The 17,021-nt window shown below is 51.8% G+C and carries 15 protein-coding genes; all 15 read right to left on the bottom strand.

Annotated elements, in window-relative coordinates:
* Window positions 1-165: 165 nt before the first annotated feature.
* Entirely contained in the window at window positions 166-1,305 is a 1,140-nt protein-coding gene (locus Q3886_RS00145) for an acyl-CoA dehydrogenase family protein (protein WP_301859056.1), read from the bottom strand.
* 34 nt (window positions 1,306-1,339) lie between these two features.
* Window positions 1,340-1,783 (bottom strand): PaaI family thioesterase, encoded by a 444-nt coding sequence (locus tag Q3886_RS00140; RefSeq protein ID WP_301859055.1) that lies wholly within the window; start codon window positions 1,781-1,783, stop codon window positions 1,340-1,342.
* Window positions 1,758-2,210 (bottom strand): PaaI family thioesterase, encoded by a 453-nt coding sequence (locus Q3886_RS00135; protein ID WP_301859054.1) that lies wholly within the window; start codon window positions 2,208-2,210, stop codon window positions 1,758-1,760. Before Q3886_RS00135 ends, Q3886_RS00140 begins: the two co-directional genes overlap by 26 nt.
* A 442-nt stretch (window positions 2,211-2,652) precedes the next feature.
* Entirely contained in the window at window positions 2,653-5,082 is a 2,430-nt protein-coding gene (gene pta / locus Q3886_RS10020; protein WP_367881535.1) for a phosphate acetyltransferase, read from the bottom strand.
* A gap of 15 nt (window positions 5,083-5,097) precedes the next feature.
* On the bottom strand, window positions 5,098-7,539 hold the full coding sequence (locus Q3886_RS10015) for a [FeFe] hydrogenase, group A (protein WP_367881534.1): 2,442 nt from the start codon (window positions 7,537-7,539) through the stop codon (window positions 5,098-5,100).
* Between the two features lie 231 nt (window positions 7,540-7,770).
* A complete protein-coding gene (locus tag Q3886_RS00110; RefSeq protein ID WP_301859053.1) occupies window positions 7,771-8,352 on the bottom strand; it encodes a porin in 582 nt (193 codons plus the stop codon).
* 43 nt (window positions 8,353-8,395) lie between these two features.
* Window positions 8,396-9,469 (bottom strand): glycosyltransferase family 9 protein, encoded by a 1,074-nt coding sequence (locus Q3886_RS00105; RefSeq protein ID WP_301859052.1) that lies wholly within the window; start codon window positions 9,467-9,469, stop codon window positions 8,396-8,398.
* Window positions 9,466-10,497 (bottom strand): glycosyltransferase family 9 protein, encoded by a 1,032-nt coding sequence (locus Q3886_RS00100; RefSeq protein WP_301859051.1) that lies wholly within the window; start codon window positions 10,495-10,497, stop codon window positions 9,466-9,468. Before Q3886_RS00100 ends, Q3886_RS00105 begins: the two co-directional genes overlap by 4 nt.
* A complete protein-coding gene (locus tag Q3886_RS00095; RefSeq protein WP_301859050.1) occupies window positions 10,484-11,005 on the bottom strand; it encodes an HAD family hydrolase in 522 nt (173 codons plus the stop codon). The genes Q3886_RS00100 and Q3886_RS00095 overlap by 14 nt, the downstream gene beginning before the upstream one ends.
* Window positions 11,002-11,967: an ADP-glyceromanno-heptose 6-epimerase gene (rfaD, locus tag Q3886_RS00090; protein WP_301859049.1), complete on the bottom strand. Its 966-nt coding sequence runs from the start codon at window positions 11,965-11,967 to the stop codon at window positions 11,002-11,004. The genes Q3886_RS00095 and rfaD overlap by 4 nt, the downstream gene beginning before the upstream one ends.
* Window positions 11,964-13,445 (bottom strand): D-glycero-beta-D-manno-heptose-7-phosphate kinase, encoded by a 1,482-nt coding sequence (gene rfaE1, locus Q3886_RS00085; RefSeq protein ID WP_301859048.1) that lies wholly within the window; start codon window positions 13,443-13,445, stop codon window positions 11,964-11,966. Before rfaE1 ends, rfaD begins: the two co-directional genes overlap by 4 nt.
* A complete protein-coding gene (gene nrdR, locus Q3886_RS00080; RefSeq protein WP_301859047.1) occupies window positions 13,438-13,944 on the bottom strand; it encodes a transcriptional regulator NrdR in 507 nt (168 codons plus the stop codon). The genes rfaE1 and nrdR overlap by 8 nt, the downstream gene beginning before the upstream one ends.
* 88 nt (window positions 13,945-14,032) lie before the next feature.
* Window positions 14,033-15,064 carry a cell division protein FtsZ gene (gene ftsZ, locus Q3886_RS00075; RefSeq protein ID WP_301859046.1) on the bottom strand — a complete coding sequence of 344 codons (1,032 nt, stop codon included), beginning with the start codon at window positions 15,062-15,064 and terminating at the stop codon, window positions 14,033-14,035.
* 109 nt (window positions 15,065-15,173) lie between these two features.
* Window positions 15,174-16,067 carry a cell division protein FtsQ/DivIB gene (locus Q3886_RS00070; protein WP_301859045.1) on the bottom strand — a complete coding sequence of 298 codons (894 nt, stop codon included), beginning with the start codon at window positions 16,065-16,067 and terminating at the stop codon, window positions 15,174-15,176.
* Between the two features lies 1 nt (window position 16,068).
* Entirely contained in the window at window positions 16,069-17,007 is a 939-nt protein-coding gene (locus Q3886_RS00065) for a D-alanine--D-alanine ligase (protein WP_301859043.1), read from the bottom strand.
* Window positions 17,008-17,021: the final 14 nt, after the last annotated feature.

Below are 17,021 nucleotides of genomic sequence, written 5' to 3'. Positions count from 1 at the left end.
GTCGGACCTACTGGCTTCAATCCGAAACTCCAAAGTGAAATGCCCAGAACTGACGCCTAGGAAACTCTCAGTCTCCGGTTTCCTCTTCCTGTAGGCGTTCTCCTGCCCTGCGCTGTCTTTATCATCGCCGCAATGACAATATTAAGGTTTCTGTTATGTATTGTATCAGTATAACGTCTTATTTGCAATAACCAATCGCTGAATTTGGTTGGTTCCTTCATAAATCTGCATAATTTTGGCATCGCGCATGTATTTTTCCACAGGATATTCTTTAATATATCCGTAGCCGCCCATAACCTGAACGGCATCGGTAGTTACGCGCATAGCCACATCAGAGGCGTTGCATTTGGCAATCGCCGCTTCCCGGCTGAAGTCCATTCCCTGGTCCTTCATCCAGCAGGCCCGATGTACGAGGAGCCGGGCCCCTTCTACCTGCATGGCCATGTCGGCAATCATGCTCTGTACCATCTGGAACGAAGCGATGGGCTTGTCAAACTGTACGCGGACTTTTGCATATTCACAGCACGCATGGAAGGCGGCCTGGGCAATGCCGACCGATACGGCACCGACAAAGGGACGGGCTGCATCAAGGGTATTCATGGCAATGCGGAACCCCTGGCCTTCCCGGCCCAGACGGTCTTCTACAGGAACAAAGCAATCCTGGAAAATGAGTTCCGTCGTATTCGATGCGCGGATGCCCATTTTATTTTCTTCTTTGCCAATCGTAAAGCCCGGTGTTCCCTTGCGGACAATAAATGCCGTCAGTCCGCGGATCCCGCCGGTCTTGCGGGTATTGGCAAATACGACAAATACTTCAGCCAGGGCACCGTTGGTAATAAAGCACTTCGTGCCGTTTAATACATAGCCCTTGCCGTCTTCCGTTTTCACGGCCCGCGTCGAAACAGAGCCGGCATCAGAACCGGTTCCCGGTTCGGTCAGAGCAAAGGCAGCCAGATTATCTTCATTAATAATATCAAAATACCGCTTTTTCTGGTCGTCATTGCCGGCAATAATAACAGGATACGAAGCCAGCGCATTGGCAGCAACTGTCGTTGCTACGCCGGCACAGCCCTTGCCGAGTTCTTCATAAATAGCAGCAATCGTTACGGCATCCAGTCCGGCACCGCCGAATTCTTCCGGAATCGCCACGCCGAGAAGTCCCTGAGCTGCCAGTTTTTCCAGCAATCCTTCATGCAGTTTGCCTGTTTCATCCATTTCAGCTGCATACGGTACGATTTCCTTTTCCACTAAATCACGAACAACCTTGATCAGTTCCTGCTGTTCTTCGTTATATCCAAAATCCATCCTGTTTAACCAACCTTCCCTGTTAAATACATATCTAGTCCAACCGTCCCAAAACGTAAAAAGAAGAACGGCCTTTCACTACAATACCGCCATCTTCGTCAAAGCATTCGCATTCTGCCACAATGGTCTTGCCGCCGTGATGGACGACCTGACCAATGCCGGTAATGCGGCAGCCGGACGGGACGCGGCGGATATAGTTCATATTAATTTCCAGCGTCGTCACCTTATATCCCAGCGTACGGCTGGCCATCCCCATAAGGGTATCGCAAAACGCAGCCAGGACCCCTCCTGACGCTATACCCCGATAGTTGCACAGGTGAGGAGAAATATCAAAGCCCAAACGTACCCACCCTTCATCAATGTCTTCGATTTCTGAAGGTAAATTGCGAAAATATGGCGTTCGGCTGAATATGCCCTGCTGAATATTTCGCAGCCGCCTGCGAAGTGCTTCATCACTGCGCCGTCTGTCCGTCAGCATCGGTGTCTTCACCTCCAAATACAAACGGGCCGGTTACGAAAAACGTTCCCTTGCCGTGTGCCAGATACCGTTCCTGGTTATCATAGAAATCGCACAATGCCACCATCGTCGTATGCCCTTTGTGGATGATCTTTACTTCTGCCCGAATCGTCGTATCGGAAAAAGCCGGGCGCAGATAGTTCATTCCCAGATCCAGGGTAAGGACGGCATTGCCGCAGACTGCACAGGCAATTTCCATCGCCGAGTCTGCCATGGCATACAAGACGCCGCCATAGAGTGTGCCATTGGGATTTTCCCACGATGACCCTCTATTCTGAAACACGAGAACCGTACTTTCTTCATCGGCTTTGGCGATGTGAAAATCCATAAAACGATCAAAAGGATTTTTATGCAATTCTCTGTCCACTGCTGCTACATCTGCCTGCATCGGCAGCATCACTCCTTCAGGCCGCTGAATATAAACACTTTTACATTTTACTATATCAGTAAAAAAACATCAAGCAAAAATAAAGGATTAATTTTGCCTCCTTAACAAGCGCAGCTGCCAAATGATGAATATATCCTGAAACACACAGAAACGCTTCACAGCCTGTTGTGCTGCGAAGCGTTTCTGTATACGGACATGTCTGACCTGGTTTTTACCCCCACACTCGCCTGCTGGAAGGTTCGCTCCTAGATGGTCTGCATCCCCCACTACTGCTTCTCTCGCTTTTTGCGGCAGGTCTTACGTCTAGGCCGCACTATGATCAGGATGACTTTGCATCCCTTACGTGGATCGCTTTGCCTGCGACTGGCATCGACTTTCAACCACAGCACATGTCCTGTTTATTATACGTGGCCATGCGCGCCGGTGTCAATAGTCCGGCCTATCAGGGCGAAACGCGGTCTTCTTTTCCCAGCAGATAGTGCTTGTTAATAAACTGCGTATGCAGCAGCGCATGCGCCGCAGGTCCCAGGGGCTCGCCTAAAAAGCCGGCATAGACATCCCGGACTGCTTCATCCTGCCAGCTGCCATGACGCGGATTATTGGCATCAGCCTGATAGATGGCTTCCATGCGGGCCCGCTTGGCCGGTATTTCATCGGCCATTTCCGTTCTGGGCTGGCCGCCGCCGCCAATACAGCCGCCAGGACAGGCCATGATTTCAATACACGTATATTTTTTCCACGAATGTTTTTCTTTCAGGCGATTAATAAAGGCCCTGGCATTTCCCAGGCCGCTGACGACGGCGACGCGGAAGAGGGCATCTCCAATGGAAACAGATGCTTCTTTCACGCCAGTCAGTCCGCGGACAGGCGTGAAATGCAGAAATTCCTCATCGACTTTGCCTGTCTCTTCATAGGCAAAGGTCCGCATCATCGCTTCCATCATGCCGCCGCTGGCGCCGACCAGCATAGCCCCGCCAGATGCCCTGTGAAACGGCGCATCATACTGTGAAGCCGGCATATCGGTCAGGTTCATGTCTTTTCTTCGCATCCAGTTGGCCAGTTCCCGCACGGTCAGGCAGTAATCGGTATCCCGCATATCCGGTTTCTGCCAGAACTGGCCGGCAGCATTGCGTTCCGGCCGGGAGATTTCCGCTTTTTTTGCCGTACACGGCGTAATGCTGACCGTAACGATCCGTTCCGGATCGACATGAAGGGTTTTGGCAAGGTACGTTTTAATGACAGCGCCCATCATGCTCGTAGGGCTTTTAGCTGTTGACAAATGAGGAAGCAGTTCAGGGAAAAAGATTTCCATAAATTCAATCCACGACGGGCAGACACTGGTAAACATGGGCGTCAATTCCCGGTGTTCCTTCAGGCGCTGCCGCAGTTCGGCCACTTCTTCCATGACGGCAATATCAGAGGCTGCATTGGTATCAAAGACGTAATCGCCGCCCAGTTCCCGCAGGGCTCCAATAAGCTTATCTTCCACATTCGTTCCATAAGGCAGGCCGAACTCTTCTCCCAGGGCCACCCGTACAGCGGCACCGGTCTGGAATACGACGATTTTATCGGGATCTGCCATAGCCTGCTCGATATAGGTTTCCTGAGAAATGCTCTTGGTTGCGCCAAAGGGGCAGACCAGCGAACACTGTCCGCAGTGCACGCAGATCGGCGTGTCTCCTGTGCTGGCCAGGGAATAATATCCCGTCACCGTCATAACCTCTGCACAGCGGCGGCGGCAAAGGGAGCAGTTCTGGCACTTTGTTCCGTCAAAGCGAATGGATATATTATGTTCATCCACAGCCACGCGATGATCGAGCATGGCAAAATGGCTGGTAAAATCCTGATCCCGCCGCCGTTCGGCATCCTGATAAATGGCATCGCTGCAGCAAATAGCCACAATATCGACAATATCTTCAGCAGAGCATCCCCGGGACAGATCCATAATAGGTTTGGCCGTCCCTTCCAGAAGAGGCCCCAAGGCGATGGCGCCATAGAGATGCTGCAAAATCTTATAGCAAATATTGCCGGACTCCAGATTGGGAAATACCAGAACATTAGCCTGACCGGCAACGGTTGAACCCGGCGCTTTGTAGCGGGCAACGCGGGGAATAATGGCCGCATCGGACTGGAGCTCGCCGTCGAAATCAAAATCCACATTCCGGTCCCGCAGCAGCCTGGCCGCTTCCCGCACACGGTCCACCTGTTCTCCTGATCCGCTTCCCAGGGTCGAATACGACAGGAGCGCCGCCTTCGGGTCCAGGGTCTGCACCGTACGCCGCGCCCGGTGTACACAGTTTACCGTAATATCGGCCAGCTGCTGTGCCGTCGGCTCAATGACGACGCTGGCATCGCCAAGGACGAAAATGCCGTCGTCGCCAAACTGGGGCTTGTCCGTAATGATAATGAAGGAACTGCTGACCGTGGAAATACCAGGATGCATGCCGACAATCTGCAGGGCTGCCCGAATCAGATCGGCTGACGGCACCGTCGCCCCGCCAACCATGCCGTCAACAATATCAAAAGCCACGAGGCACGCGCCAAAGCAAATGTAATCTGTTAAAAGAATTTCCCGGGCCTGGGAAACAGTCATGCCCTTCTTGCGGCGCTTCTCTGCATAAAAGCGGCTGAATGTATCCAGCATGGGATACGTTTCCGGATCAATAATTTCTACGCCGTCCAGGTCGATCTGGTATTTAAAGGCCCGTTCCATCAGCTGCCGCGGTTTGCCGACGAGGACCGTCTTGGCAAACCCTTCCGTTTCAATTTGATCGACAGCCTGAAGTATCCGGCGGCTGTCCGATTCAGGCAGGACGATTTTTTTCTGCTGTCTCCCTACACGTCTCTTCAGATTATTCATGAACCGTGACATACGTCATTCCTTCTTTCACGAACTGATCGGTTCTACATTGTCTTCTCTCCCTAACATATAGTGTTTATTGACATACTGCGTGTGCAGCAGCTGCTCAGCCCGTTCACTCAGGGGCTTATCCAGGAATCGGGCATAGAGCTGGCTCAGTTCCTGATTCTGCCAGCTCGAATGGATAATATTTTCCCGGTCCAGGGCATATACCGATTCGATACGGGCTCTCTTGGCCGTAATTTCCTGGGGCATCTTCGTCCGCGGCTGGCCGCCGCCGCCAATGCAGCCGCCCGGGCAGGCCATGACTTCAATGAAAGCATACTTCTTCCACGAGTGATTTTCTTTCAGCACGTTCATAATCTTGCGGGCATTCCCTAGCCCGCTGATGGCGGCAACGCGGATAATATCGTTGCGGAACGTAATGGATGCTTCTTTGACGCCGTCTAATCCACGAACAGGCGTAAAGTTCAGGAAGTTCTTATCGGCAACCCGGCCCGTATCCAGATATACCAGCGTCCGCAGCGCTGCTTCCATCACGCCGCCGCTGGCGCCGAAAATCATGCCGGCACCTGACGATTCGCCGAATACGGAATCATACGCCGAGTCTTCCAGGCTGTTAAAGTCAATGTTTCGGCTACGCATCCAGTTGGCCAGTTCCCGCGTCGTAATGCAGTAGTCAGTATCGCGGATTTCCGGCTGATCCCAGTATCTGCCGGCTGCATTATGTTCAGGCCGTTCAATTTCCGCTTTCTTTGCCGTACACGGCGTAACGCAGACAGTAACGATCTTCTTCGGGTCCAGGTGTTTTCGATCGGCAAAATAGGTCTTAATCATGGAACTGAGCATGCTGATCGGACTTTTTGCCGTCGACAAATGGGGAATCAGTTCGGGGAAGAAAATTTCCGTAAATTCCACCCATGACGGGCAGCAGCTCGTAAACTGGGGCAGCAGTTTCTTTTTATTTTCCAGTCGGTCCAGCAGCTCTGACGCTTCTTCCATAATCGTCAAATCGGCACCAAAGTTAGTGTCAAATACATAGTCTCCGCCTAAAGCCCGCAGAGCAGCGATCAGTTTCCCCTGCACCATGGAGCCGTAAGGCATGCCGAATTCTTCGCCCAACGCCACGCGCACGGCCGGTGCGGTCTGGAAAATAACAATCTTGTCAGGATCGTCTATATCCCGCTGGATGAACTCACTTTGCGATACGCCATTAGTAGCATCAAACACACAGGTCAGGGCACATTGGCCGCAGTTGACGCAAATAGGCTTGTCTCCCGTACTTTCCAGCGAATAATACCCCGTAATGGTCATGACATCAGCACAGCGGCGGCGGCACAGGGTGCAGTTCTTACACTTGCTTTCGTCGAACTGAATAGACACATTATGCTTGGCAATAGCTACGCGGCGATCGAGTTTTTCAAAGCGGCTCGTAAACTCAATATCCCGCTTCCGTTCTTCTTCCATATAGATGGCATCACTGCAGCAGACAGCCATGACATCGACAATATCTTCAGGCGAACAGCCGCGGGGCAAGTCCATAACCGGCTTTTTCAGCCCCTGCAGCATAGGACCGACAGCCTGGGCGTCGTATAAGTATTTCAGCATTTTGTAGCTCACATTGGCAGCCGACAGGTTTGGGAAAATCAGAATATTGGCCTGGCCGGCTACGGCAGAATCGGGAGCTTTATTCTGGGCAATACGGGGAACAATGGCCGTATCCAGCTGCAGTTCACCGTCAAAGGCAAAATCTACGTTCCGGTCCCGCAGGAGCTGGACTGCTTCCCGTACGCGATCTACTTCCTCACCTTCGCCGCTGCCCATGGTGGAATACGAAAGGAGCGCTACCCGCGGGTCCAGAATCTGTACGGTCCGGCGGGCCCGTTCCACGCAGTTGGCGGCAATATCGGCCAGCTGCTGCGCCGTCGGCTCGATAATGACGTCAGGGTCGCCGATAACAAAAATACCGTCATCGCCAAACTGGGGCTTATCGGTAATCATGATCATCGTACTGCTGACAGTGGTTACGCCAGGGTGTACGCCAATGAGCTGGAGCGATGCATGAAGGACTTCTGATGACGGATCAGTAATGCCGGCTACCATGCCGTCAGCAATATCAAAGGCTACCAGACAGGCACCGAAGCGAATAGGATTCTGCAGCAATATGGTCCGTGCTTCTTCTTCCGACATACTGCCTTTGCTGGATTTTTCTGCATAATACTTGCTGAATTTGTCCAGCATGGGATACGTTTCCGGATCGATAATTTCTATGCCGTCCAGATCGATCTGGTATTCTCCGGCCCGCTCAATCAGTTCGTGAGGCCTGCCGACCAGAATAGGACGGGCAAACCCTTCGGTCTGCACCATTTCTACGGCCTGCAGTACACGGCGGCTGTGCGATTCAGGCAACACAATTCTTTTTACTTTTTTGGCTACGCGCCGCTTCAGGTTATTCATAAAACGAGACATGTAAGACACCTTCTTTGCTGATAGTAAAGAATAACACCTGCCCATTCACAATTACTAGACAATTATCCTTACGTATTATTCTACTATAATTTTTACGAATCTCAATTATCTTAATAAATCAATATAGTTAGAATGCAAGCTATGCGTTTTGCGCATAAAAAATCTCTCTTTACAGGAATACCATTTCTGTATTTCTGCAAAGAGAGATTCCAGGCTCTTACACCATCCGTATTAGAACTTATACCCCATACCGACCTGCCAGCCTTTTACTTCATCATCATAGTTGTCGACATCAACGCTGCTGCTGCGATATTTAACATGGGCATCCCAGTCAGACGTCAGGTCGTACCCCAGGCCTACTTCATAGGTGTTTACGTCATCGCCGACACCGACAGACGCAAATCCCTGGAGCCGGTCCGTCAGAGGAAGCTGTCCTTTGACGCCGACCTGATATCCATAGGACTTCGTATTGTTATACGTTTCCGTCTTGACATAGGAACCGCCTGCATATACAGACAAATTCGGCGCCAAGCGATAGTTGCCAATCAGATAATTTTCGTTAATTTTATTGCCATTGTCGCCTTTTGTGTAGTTGTTGGCATACTGCACATCGAACCGTTCACTCAGGGCATAGGTTACATCGCCGCCTGTAAACCGGCTGTCTGCGGAGCGACTGCCTTCTTCCTGATCAAATCCATAGTTGACATTGGCTTTGAAATCTCCGGCCTGCTGATCTTTCAGCGGTGCTGCCATCGATACGGCACCGATCGAAAGAAGGGCAGCCAATACAGCTGCTAATGCTGTTTTTTTCATGAAAACCACCTCCATTATACACATATACATTATATATTATACGCTATTTCCCGGGAAAAGGCAAAATCTGCCCACTTGTCCCATACCGCCGCAGCAGTTCTTCTCCGGCATCGATAACCTGCTGCATGGGAATAACGGAAATGCCTTTGTAGTGTCCTTCTTTGATAATCTTCTTCATGCTCTTGCCCAGTTCATAGTGATCCGTCGATTCCAGGACGATAGCCTTATCCGTATAGGGACCGTATAATTTGGGGTTGCTCGGGCCATACAGGGCCACTACAGGAACGCCCTGACTGACAGCAATATGCATGGGACCGCTGTCATTGGTAATAAACAGGGAGCAGCGCCGAATGGCAGCAGCCAGTTCACCAATGGAAAACTTCCCTGTTGCCACGATGGGCCTGGACTCCATGAATGATGCCGCTTCCTGTACCATGGCTTTGTCCATGGAGCCGCCAAAAAAGACGCAGCCATATCCCTGGCCAGCAAAGTAATCGGCAACAGCGGCAAAGCGCTGCGGAGGCCACCGTTTCTGCGGAACAGCACTGCCAATATTAAAGCCAATGAGCCGCCTGTCTTTCGTCACGCCCTGATCTGCATAAAAATCATGAGCCCTCTTGTCCCAGGCCGGGCAGGTAAAGAGCTGCAGGCCGTCATTGCGGTAATCATCAATTCCCAGCTGCTCCAGTACGTTCATATACATGTCGGCAGCATGGAGATGAATCCGATCCAGCCGCGTATACCGATCCATGAAAGGGCGAAACAGAAAATGGCTCATGCCCAGAAATTCCCTGGCCTGAATGACCGTCGCCAGAAAGGACGTCCGTTCGTTTGGATGCAGGTTGATAAGTACATCGTAGTGATTCTGGTGCAGCTTCCTGCCAATGTGCCACAATGCGCCGATAGAATTATCTTTCCCTTTTTTATCGACTGTCACGACGTGATCGACATTGGGATTATACCGGACAACATCGGCAACTTTTTCATCGACAACCAGGGTAATGTCCGAGCCCTGGGCATGACGGCGCAGGACCTGCAGAAACGGCGTAATCAGGACCAGATCACCTAAATGCATTAAAAAGGTAACAATAATTCGTTTGTGCCGCAAATTAATCATATATTCACCTTCTTCATGACAGTTTCGTATGTTTTCCACACATCGTCTACCCTAATCTGAGCCATGCAGGCCGGATCGTCGACTAAGGGCCGTTCCGGCGAAGCCTGAGAGGTCGGCGAAATCATGAGATGGATATACTGGCTGTGAATTCCGCCGTACGGGCCGGTCCGATCGGGACAAGTCGGACCAAAGAGGGCGATGAGTTCCTTTTTCAGCGCATTGGCCACATGGAGCGGCCCTGTATCAGCGCTGATATACAGGCAGGACATGGAAATGGCCGCCATAAGTTCCCGCAGTGTCGTCAGCCCTGTATAATCGAGGACCTGCGGTGATGCTGCGGCCCCGGCAATGGCCCGCCCTTTTTCCTGATCGTCCTTACTGCCCAGGAGCAGGACATTCATGCCTGAAGCGGCTGCACGGCGGACAAAATCCTGCCAATACGCCAGGGGCCATTCCTTGACGGCCCAGCGGGCACCGGGAACGACGGCAATATAAGGCCCCGTAAATCCGGCATCGGCAAATTTTCGCCGCAGCCCATCCTCTTCTTTCTTCACCGGCGGCAGCGGAAATTCCACGGCATCGACAATGCCGCCCAGGGCCCGGACCGTATCGAGATATCGTTCAATAACGTGTCCATATTGATTGGGCCCTTTCAGGCCTTTGCTTACGAGAAAACTGCCTTCCCGCATTTCCCAGTAGCCATATTTTTCCCTGGCGCCGCTGTTAAAGGCAACAATGGCACTTTTGGCCAGGCCCTGCAGATCCAGACACAGGTCGAAATGATAGGCATGAAGAGTCCGGCGCAGGTGCCACCAGTATGCCGGCGAAGTAAGCCGTTTTTTATCAATATATACGACATCATCAATATAGGGCTTACCTGGCAGAACAGCGGCAAAATTAGGATGCACTGCCCAAACAATACGCGCTGAGGGACAATTTTCCCGCAGCGCGTAAACGACAGGCAGCGCATGGAGCACATCGCCAAGGGAACTCATCTTGACAATCAGAATATTCTTATATGCTTTCACGCTGATTCCTTTCCTGAATGATTTTTTGTACAAACGTCAATAACGAACCTCCGGAAAACAGATAGCCCTTCATGCCGGCCCGCTCGCCGCATTCTACGTCACGGGGCATATCGCCGATCATAAAGGACCGGGACAGGTCGATGTCATGCTCTCTGGCCGCCTGCAGCACCATGCCCGGCGCCGGCTTTCGCCAGTCGCTTTGCCGGTCATACTGAGGAACCGGTGCGCCCGGCAGATAAGGGCAGTAGTATACGGCTGCAATGGGGCCGCCGGCTTTCGCTGCCTCCTGGCACATCCATTCATGAAGAAGGCGGACATCTTCTTCCGTATAGTAGCCTCTGGCCACGCCGCTCTGATTGGTTACGACAATGCTCATATATCCGGCCTTTGCCACATAGGCCAGGGCCTCTTTGGCACCGTCGACCCACTCAAAATCCTGAATGCGCCATAAATAGGATTTATCCACATTCAGCACGCCGTCGCGGTCAAAAAACACGGCCTTTCTCATTCAAAATACCCGTCACTCTGTTCCAGAATCCGGCAGTATTCGCGAACTGCTTCGGGAAGCAGCGTAAACCCGCGGTCATATCCGGCTTTCATGAGCTTCGTCGTATCGGCCTGGGTATAACTCTGGTATTTTCCCTGCAGGATTTCCGGGAACGGTACATATTCAATATGACCTTTTCCGCAATAGTCAATAATGCCCTGTACAAATTCATTAAACGTATGGCCTGTGCCGGTGCCGCAGTTAAAAATACCGGACAGTTCCGGATGTTCCCAGAAATAAAAGATAACATTCACAACGTCGCCGACATAAATGAAGTCGCGGATCTGTTCGCCGTCTCCATATCCTGCCGTTCCCTTGAACAGCGTTATCTTGCCTGTTTTCTGCAGTTCATGGTATTTCTGATAAATCAGCGAAGCCATGCGGTCTTTATGATTTTCCTGCGGCCCAAAGACGTTAAAATAGCGGAACCCTACGATCTGGCTCTTGGCCAGGGGCATCATGCGGCGGACATAGCGGTCAAACTGCAGCTTCGAATAGGCATAGGGATTGAGTGCCTGTTCGCACTGCGGTTCTTCCTTAAAGCCATGTTTGCCGCTGCCGTACGTCGATGCAGAAGACGCATACAGGAAGGGAATCTTACGCTGCATGCAGTAGTGCAGCAGATTTTTGCTTCCTTCATAATTATTTTTCATCATATACCGGCCGTCGTAATTCATCGTATCTGAGCAGGCACCTTCATGGAATACGACGTCAATATAGCCGCAGTCGAACGTATCGTCAGCCATGGCATCATCAAAATCTTCGTAATCTATGTAGTCATAAAATGCCAGGCCCTGTAAATTCCGGCATTTGCGGCCGTCTGTCAGATCATCTACGATGAGGATATCATCAATGCCGCGGTCATTCAGATGCTTCACAATATTGCTGCCAATAAAACCGGCTCCGCCTGTTACAATTTTCATAATTTTCCCTTCTTTACTAAATCACGTATTTTTTCAATCAGTCCCGTCGTCGAATAGCCTTCTTCAAAGGATATAATTTCCACGCGCTTGACATATTCGCGGCCAATAACGTCTTCGGCTTTGTAATCGCCGCCTTTGACGAGAATATCCGGCCGGAGAACGCGCAGCAGTTCAGCCGGCGTATCTTCATTGAAGATGACGACTTCATCGACACAGTCCAGGGCACTGAGCAGGATAGCCCGGTCTTCCTGGGCGACGAGAGGCCGCGTTTCTCCCTTCAGGCGCCGGACGGAATCATCGGAATTCAATCCGACAATCAGATGCTGTCCCAACATGGCTGCCTGCTGCAAATACAACACATGGCCGCGGTGCAGAATATCAAAGCAGCCATTGGTAAACACGACAGTTTCCCCGTTTTTCTGCCACTGCCGCACCTTTTCTGCCGTTTCGTCCCACGTAAGAGCCCGGTACGGTGCCCAGCGAACAGGATGCCATTCATCCCACAGCTTGAGGAGTTCACTGCGGTGAATCGGATAGGTCCCTACTTTGGTCACGACGACGCCGGCAGCGGCATTGGCAATCTGCAGACCCGTACGGATCGACAAATGGCCGGCAACAGCTGATAAAAAGGAAGCTGCTACAGTATCACCGGCACCGGACACATCAAATACGTCTTTCGCCACAGCCGGATTATTCCATACCTTGCCGTCCCGGCCAATGACGGTAATGCCTTTTTCCGAACGCGTGACCATGAGGTGAGCAAACTCGTATTTCCTGTGAAGCTCTCTGGCAGCTGTCACTACGGCGTCGCCTTCATTCGGTACGCGCCGCCCCAGGCAGTCACTCAGTTCTTTCATATTGGGCGTGACAAAATCAGCACCATTATACTTGGACCAGTCCGTGCCTTTCGGGTCGACGAGGACGGGAATTCCTGCGTTCCTGGCAGCAGCGATGACCTTGGCTGCCAGACTGCAGGTCAGTACGCCCTTCTGGTAATCAGACAGAATAATGCCGTCCAGCCCGTCAGCAATGCGCATTTCCAGCCAGTGTCCAATATAGGCTTCTTCATCGGCCTTAAGGGATGCAGCCTCTTCAAAATCAAGGCGCACCATTTGCTGCCGCGCACCGAGGACGCGCATTTTCGTCGTCGTCACATGGCCGTCGCGGACAGCAAGGCCCGTGCCGTCAATGCCGGCATCCTTCAGCAGCTGCCGGAGCAGCACGGCATTATCATCATTACCGATAAGACCGCTCAGAAAGACGTGGCAGTCCAGGTTGGCCAGATTGGCGGCAACATTGGCAGCGCCGCCCAGAACCGACGAGATATGGTCTACTTTATTGACCGGAACAGGCGCTTCCGGTGAAATCCGGTCTACACTGCCAAAAATATAGCGGTCTACCATAATATCGCCAATGACGGCAATACGAAGCCCGGGAAGGACGGTATTCAAAAAGTTGTCAATATAATTTTCAGTCATTCCTGTCGCCTCTTTCCCTGCCGTTCCGGCCTGTCACATTCCCGTATTTTCTGCCCATAAGGCGCTGCAGCTCTTCCATAAAGCTGCCCAGATCGGCAAACTGCCGATATACGGAAGCAAAGCGAACATAGGCTACCTCATCGACTGTAAGCAATTCGGCCAGCACCATTTCGCCGATTTTTTCGCTGGTCACTTCCTGTACGAGAGTATTGCGAATATTTCGCTCTACATGTATGACAATGTCCTCCAGCTGCTGCCGCGTGACGTTCCGTTTATTGCAGGCCCGCAACAGACCGTTCAGTATTTTATTGCGGTCAAACAATTCCCGGCTTCCGTCCCGCTTAATGACGATGAGCTGCACTTCTTCCACCATTTCATAGGTCGTAAAGCGCTTTCCGCAATGCTGACATTCCCGGCGGCGGCGAATGGCCTTTCCATCGTCAGTAGCTCGTGAATCTGTAACTTTCGTATCATCATTCCGGCAAAAAGGGCATCTCATACTGCGTCTCTCCTCCTAACATCGGCGCTATTGCCGTGCATTTTCAAAAAAAGCGGGTCCGCCAGGATCCGCTTTTCCAGTATACTGCTTATCTCATCCACGTAGGAATTTCTACGCCGCCTGCTTCCCGGGTGTCACTGCCGGTCTTTACGCTGCCGTTCTGGCCAAATGCAGGGATAGACGACGGTTCTTTGCCAAATCCCGTAGCAACGACAGTAATACGGATGGAGTCTTCCATATCCGGATCGATGACAGAACCAAAGATGATGTTTGCGTCCGGATCCACTGCTTCCGCAACTTTTTCTGCCGCTTCATTGATTTCATACAGGCTGATGTCAGGACCGCCTGTTACGTTGAGCAGAATGCTCTGGGCGCCGTCAATACCCGTTTCCAGCAGGGAGCTGTGAATAGCTCCGTCAACAGCTTCAACAGCACGGTTTTCGCCGGAACCTACGCCGATGCCCATGATGGCTTCGCCCTGGTCGGACATGATGGTCTTCACGTCAGCAAAGTCCAGGTTAATCAGGCCCGTCGTCGTAATCAGGTCGGAAATCCCCTGTACGCCCTGACGGAGAACGTCATCGGCAACGAGGAACGCATCTTTCAGCGGCGTTTTCTTGTCAATAATCTGAAGCAGTTTGTCATTAGGAATCGTAATGATCGTATCTACTTTTTCTTTTAAGTAGGCAGCGCCTTTTTCTGCCTGTTCTTTCCGGCGTTTGCCTTCAAATGCAAAGGGTTTGGTAACGACAGCAACCGTAAGGGCGCCCATTTCCTTGGCACATTCGGCAACGATCGGCGCAGCGCCTGTGCCGGTACCGCCGCCCATGCCGGCTGTGACGAAAACCATATCGGCACCCTGAAGGGCTTTGATAATTTCTTCCTTGCTTTCCAGTGCTGCCTGTTCGCCAACCTGAGGATTGGCACCGGCACCAAGACCACGGGTCAGTTTTTCACCGATCTGAATTTTAACATCTGCCTTCGATACTTCCAGTACCTGGTCTTCTGTGTTGACCGAAATAAACTGTACACCCTGAAGTCCGCTTTCTATCATACGGTTGACAGCATTATTTCCGCCGCCGCCAACGCCAATTACTTTTATATTTGCAAACTCTGCCATGTTACTTTTTCCTCCTTCAAAATCGTGAATACTGCTGTATACATAGGATTCTCTATTATTTTACACTATCTGGAAAAAATTATCCATATTTTTTTTATGTAAACCCATCCTATTTGCTTTTGACCAGGGGGGCCCGTATATCCGTATCAATATACTGAACCATCATATGCCGCTGCTGCACTTCCTGCAGCAGCTCTTCCGTAAGCTTTGCCCGTTCTGCCGGGTGGTCGCCTGTCCCCAGATAAATAGGCAGGGAATCACTCGTATAGGCAATGAGGTTGGTTTCATTTCCCACATTGACTTCGGCAATGGTCTTCAGAATATCCGGCGGCAGTTCCTGCAGATACGCCAGTCCCCGTGCAATGGGACCGTCGCTGATAGTATCACCCAGCAGGAGCGCATCCATTTTGGTACCTGTAATGATGGGAACGGAAATGCCCTGAATCTGCGGCTGTATATCCATGACGGTGCCTTTGGCATCGACATAGGCAAAGCCATACAGCGTCCGGACAACAGCAGCTGCTTTTCGTTCCGTCAGCGTAATGCGTATGGCCGCCGGAAATTCCCGCTTTACTGTGACAGCGCTGATGCGCAGATCCTTCTGCATCCGTTCCTGCATATCGTCCGGCGACAGCTGAATGACATTGACATACCCTGGCACGCCGGCAGCCCGACGTACGTCTTCTGCCGTCAGCGCTTCATTGCCTTCAATAAGGAGAGTGCCGAACGAAATCGGTGCCACCCGCAGCAGCAGCCACAGAACCAAAACTCCCAGAACACCTCCGGCGATTGCCAGGCGGCTGCGCTTTTTCCGCCGGCGCCGGCGGCGCAGGCTGTCCTTTTTCTTTCGGCGCAGACGGCGGCGCTTTTCCCCAGGTTCCGGCTGTTCTTTCTTTTCGTTTCCCGGCGTCAGGTCATCCAGCGGATCGTGTTCAATCTGGGGAGGAATAAACACATCGCTGGTTCGATGGAGTTCGGGCAACGTGTATCTGTCCTTTGGCATATCAGAATTTACCTACAGAAGCTTCCAGCAGAATCTTTTCACATAAATCGGCAAAGGAAAGGCCCATGGCCTTGGCTGCATCCGGCACCAGACTGGTCGCTGTCATGCCGGGGACCGTATTGATTTCCAGAACAAAAGGATTGCCCTTTCCGTCTGTCATCAAATCGACGCGGGCTACGCCGCTGCAGTGGCACAGGTGGAACACGCGCAGCGCCAGGTCCTGCATCTCTTTGGTCAGTTCTTCTGACACCGGTGCCGGGCAAAGATGGGTAGACACGCCTGGCGTGTATTTGGAATAATAATCGTACTTTCCTGTAGACGACACGATCTGAATAACCGGAAAGGCCAGGTCATCCATGACAGCAACCGTAAATTCATCGCCAGTCAGAAAGGCTTCGGCAATAATGGAATCGCCATATTTGAAGGCTTCATCGAGGGCGCCTTTCAGCTGCGATTCTTCTGTAACAATGACCGTGCCAATGCTGGAACCCTGTCCGGAAGACTTGATGACTACAGGCAGGGAGAAGCGGCTGTGCAGATCTTTCAAAATAGCATCCGTTCCCTGGGAAGCAAAGTAATACGCAAAGGGAGCTGTCGGAATACCGGCCCCCTGAAAGGCGCACTTGCTCATGACTTTGCTCATGCCTACGGCACTGGCCATGACGCCGGGACCTGTATAGGGAATGCCCATCATTTCACACATGCCCTGTAGCACGCCGTCTTCACCGTACCGGCCGTGCAGGGCATTGAAGACGACGTCAATATGGCGTTCTTCCAGTTCTCTGGCCAGTTCATGCGGCACCAGCTCGATCGTTTCCGTATGATATCCCTTTTCATTCAGCGCTTTGGCCACCGAGGTCCCAGTATTGCGCGAAACAGCTGCTTCCGTTGAAGGGCCGCCTACGATGACGGCGATTTTTTTCTCTTTCATCATTTCCATAGTCCTGTGTATGC

The sequence above is a fragment of the uncultured Megasphaera sp. genome (genome assembly GCF_958350005.1).
GTDB lineage: Bacteria > Bacillota > Negativicutes > Veillonellales > Megasphaeraceae > Megasphaera.
This window is presented reverse-complemented; position numbering and strand designations above follow the sequence as displayed.

Coding starts and splice junctions, on each gene's coding strand:
- Q3886_RS00070 (WP_301859045.1), bottom strand. CDS start 16,067: ATGCCAAAGGACAGATACACGTTGCCCGAACTCCATCGAACCAGCGAT.
- Q3886_RS00140 (WP_301859055.1), bottom strand. CDS start 1,783: ATGCTGACGGACAGACGGCGCAGTGATGAAGCACTTCGCAGGCGGCTG.
- Q3886_RS00135 (WP_301859054.1), bottom strand. CDS start 2,210: ATGCAGGCAGATGTAGCAGCAGTGGACAGAGAATTGCATAAAAATCCT.
- ftsZ (WP_301859046.1), bottom strand. CDS start 15,064: ATGGCAGAGTTTGCAAATATAAAAGTAATTGGCGTTGGCGGCGGCGGA.
- Q3886_RS00095 (WP_301859050.1), bottom strand. CDS start 11,005: ATGAGAAAGGCCGTGTTTTTTGACCGCGACGGCGTGCTGAATGTGGAT.
- Q3886_RS00105 (WP_301859052.1), bottom strand. CDS start 9,469: ATGATTAATTTGCGGCACAAACGAATTATTGTTACCTTTTTAATGCAT.
- Q3886_RS00065 (WP_301859043.1), bottom strand. CDS start 17,007: ATGGAAATGATGAAAGAGAAAAAAATCGCCGTCATCGTAGGCGGCCCT.
- rfaE1 (WP_301859048.1), bottom strand. CDS start 13,445: ATGACTGAAAATTATATTGACAACTTTTTGAATACCGTCCTTCCCGGG.
- Q3886_RS10015 (WP_367881534.1), bottom strand. CDS start 7,539: ATGTCTCGTTTTATGAATAACCTGAAGCGGCGCGTAGCCAAAAAAGTA.
- pta (WP_367881535.1), bottom strand. CDS start 5,082: ATGTCACGGTTCATGAATAATCTGAAGAGACGTGTAGGGAGACAGCAG.
- Q3886_RS00145 (WP_301859056.1), bottom strand. CDS start 1,305: ATGGATTTTGGATATAACGAAGAACAGCAGGAACTGATCAAGGTTGTT.
- Q3886_RS00110 (WP_301859053.1), bottom strand. CDS start 8,352: ATGAAAAAAACAGCATTAGCAGCTGTATTGGCTGCCCTTCTTTCGATC.
- rfaD (WP_301859049.1), bottom strand. CDS start 11,967: ATGAAAATTGTAACAGGCGGAGCCGGTTTTATTGGCAGCAATATTGTG.
- nrdR (WP_301859047.1), bottom strand. CDS start 13,944: ATGAGATGCCCTTTTTGCCGGAATGATGATACGAAAGTTACAGATTCA.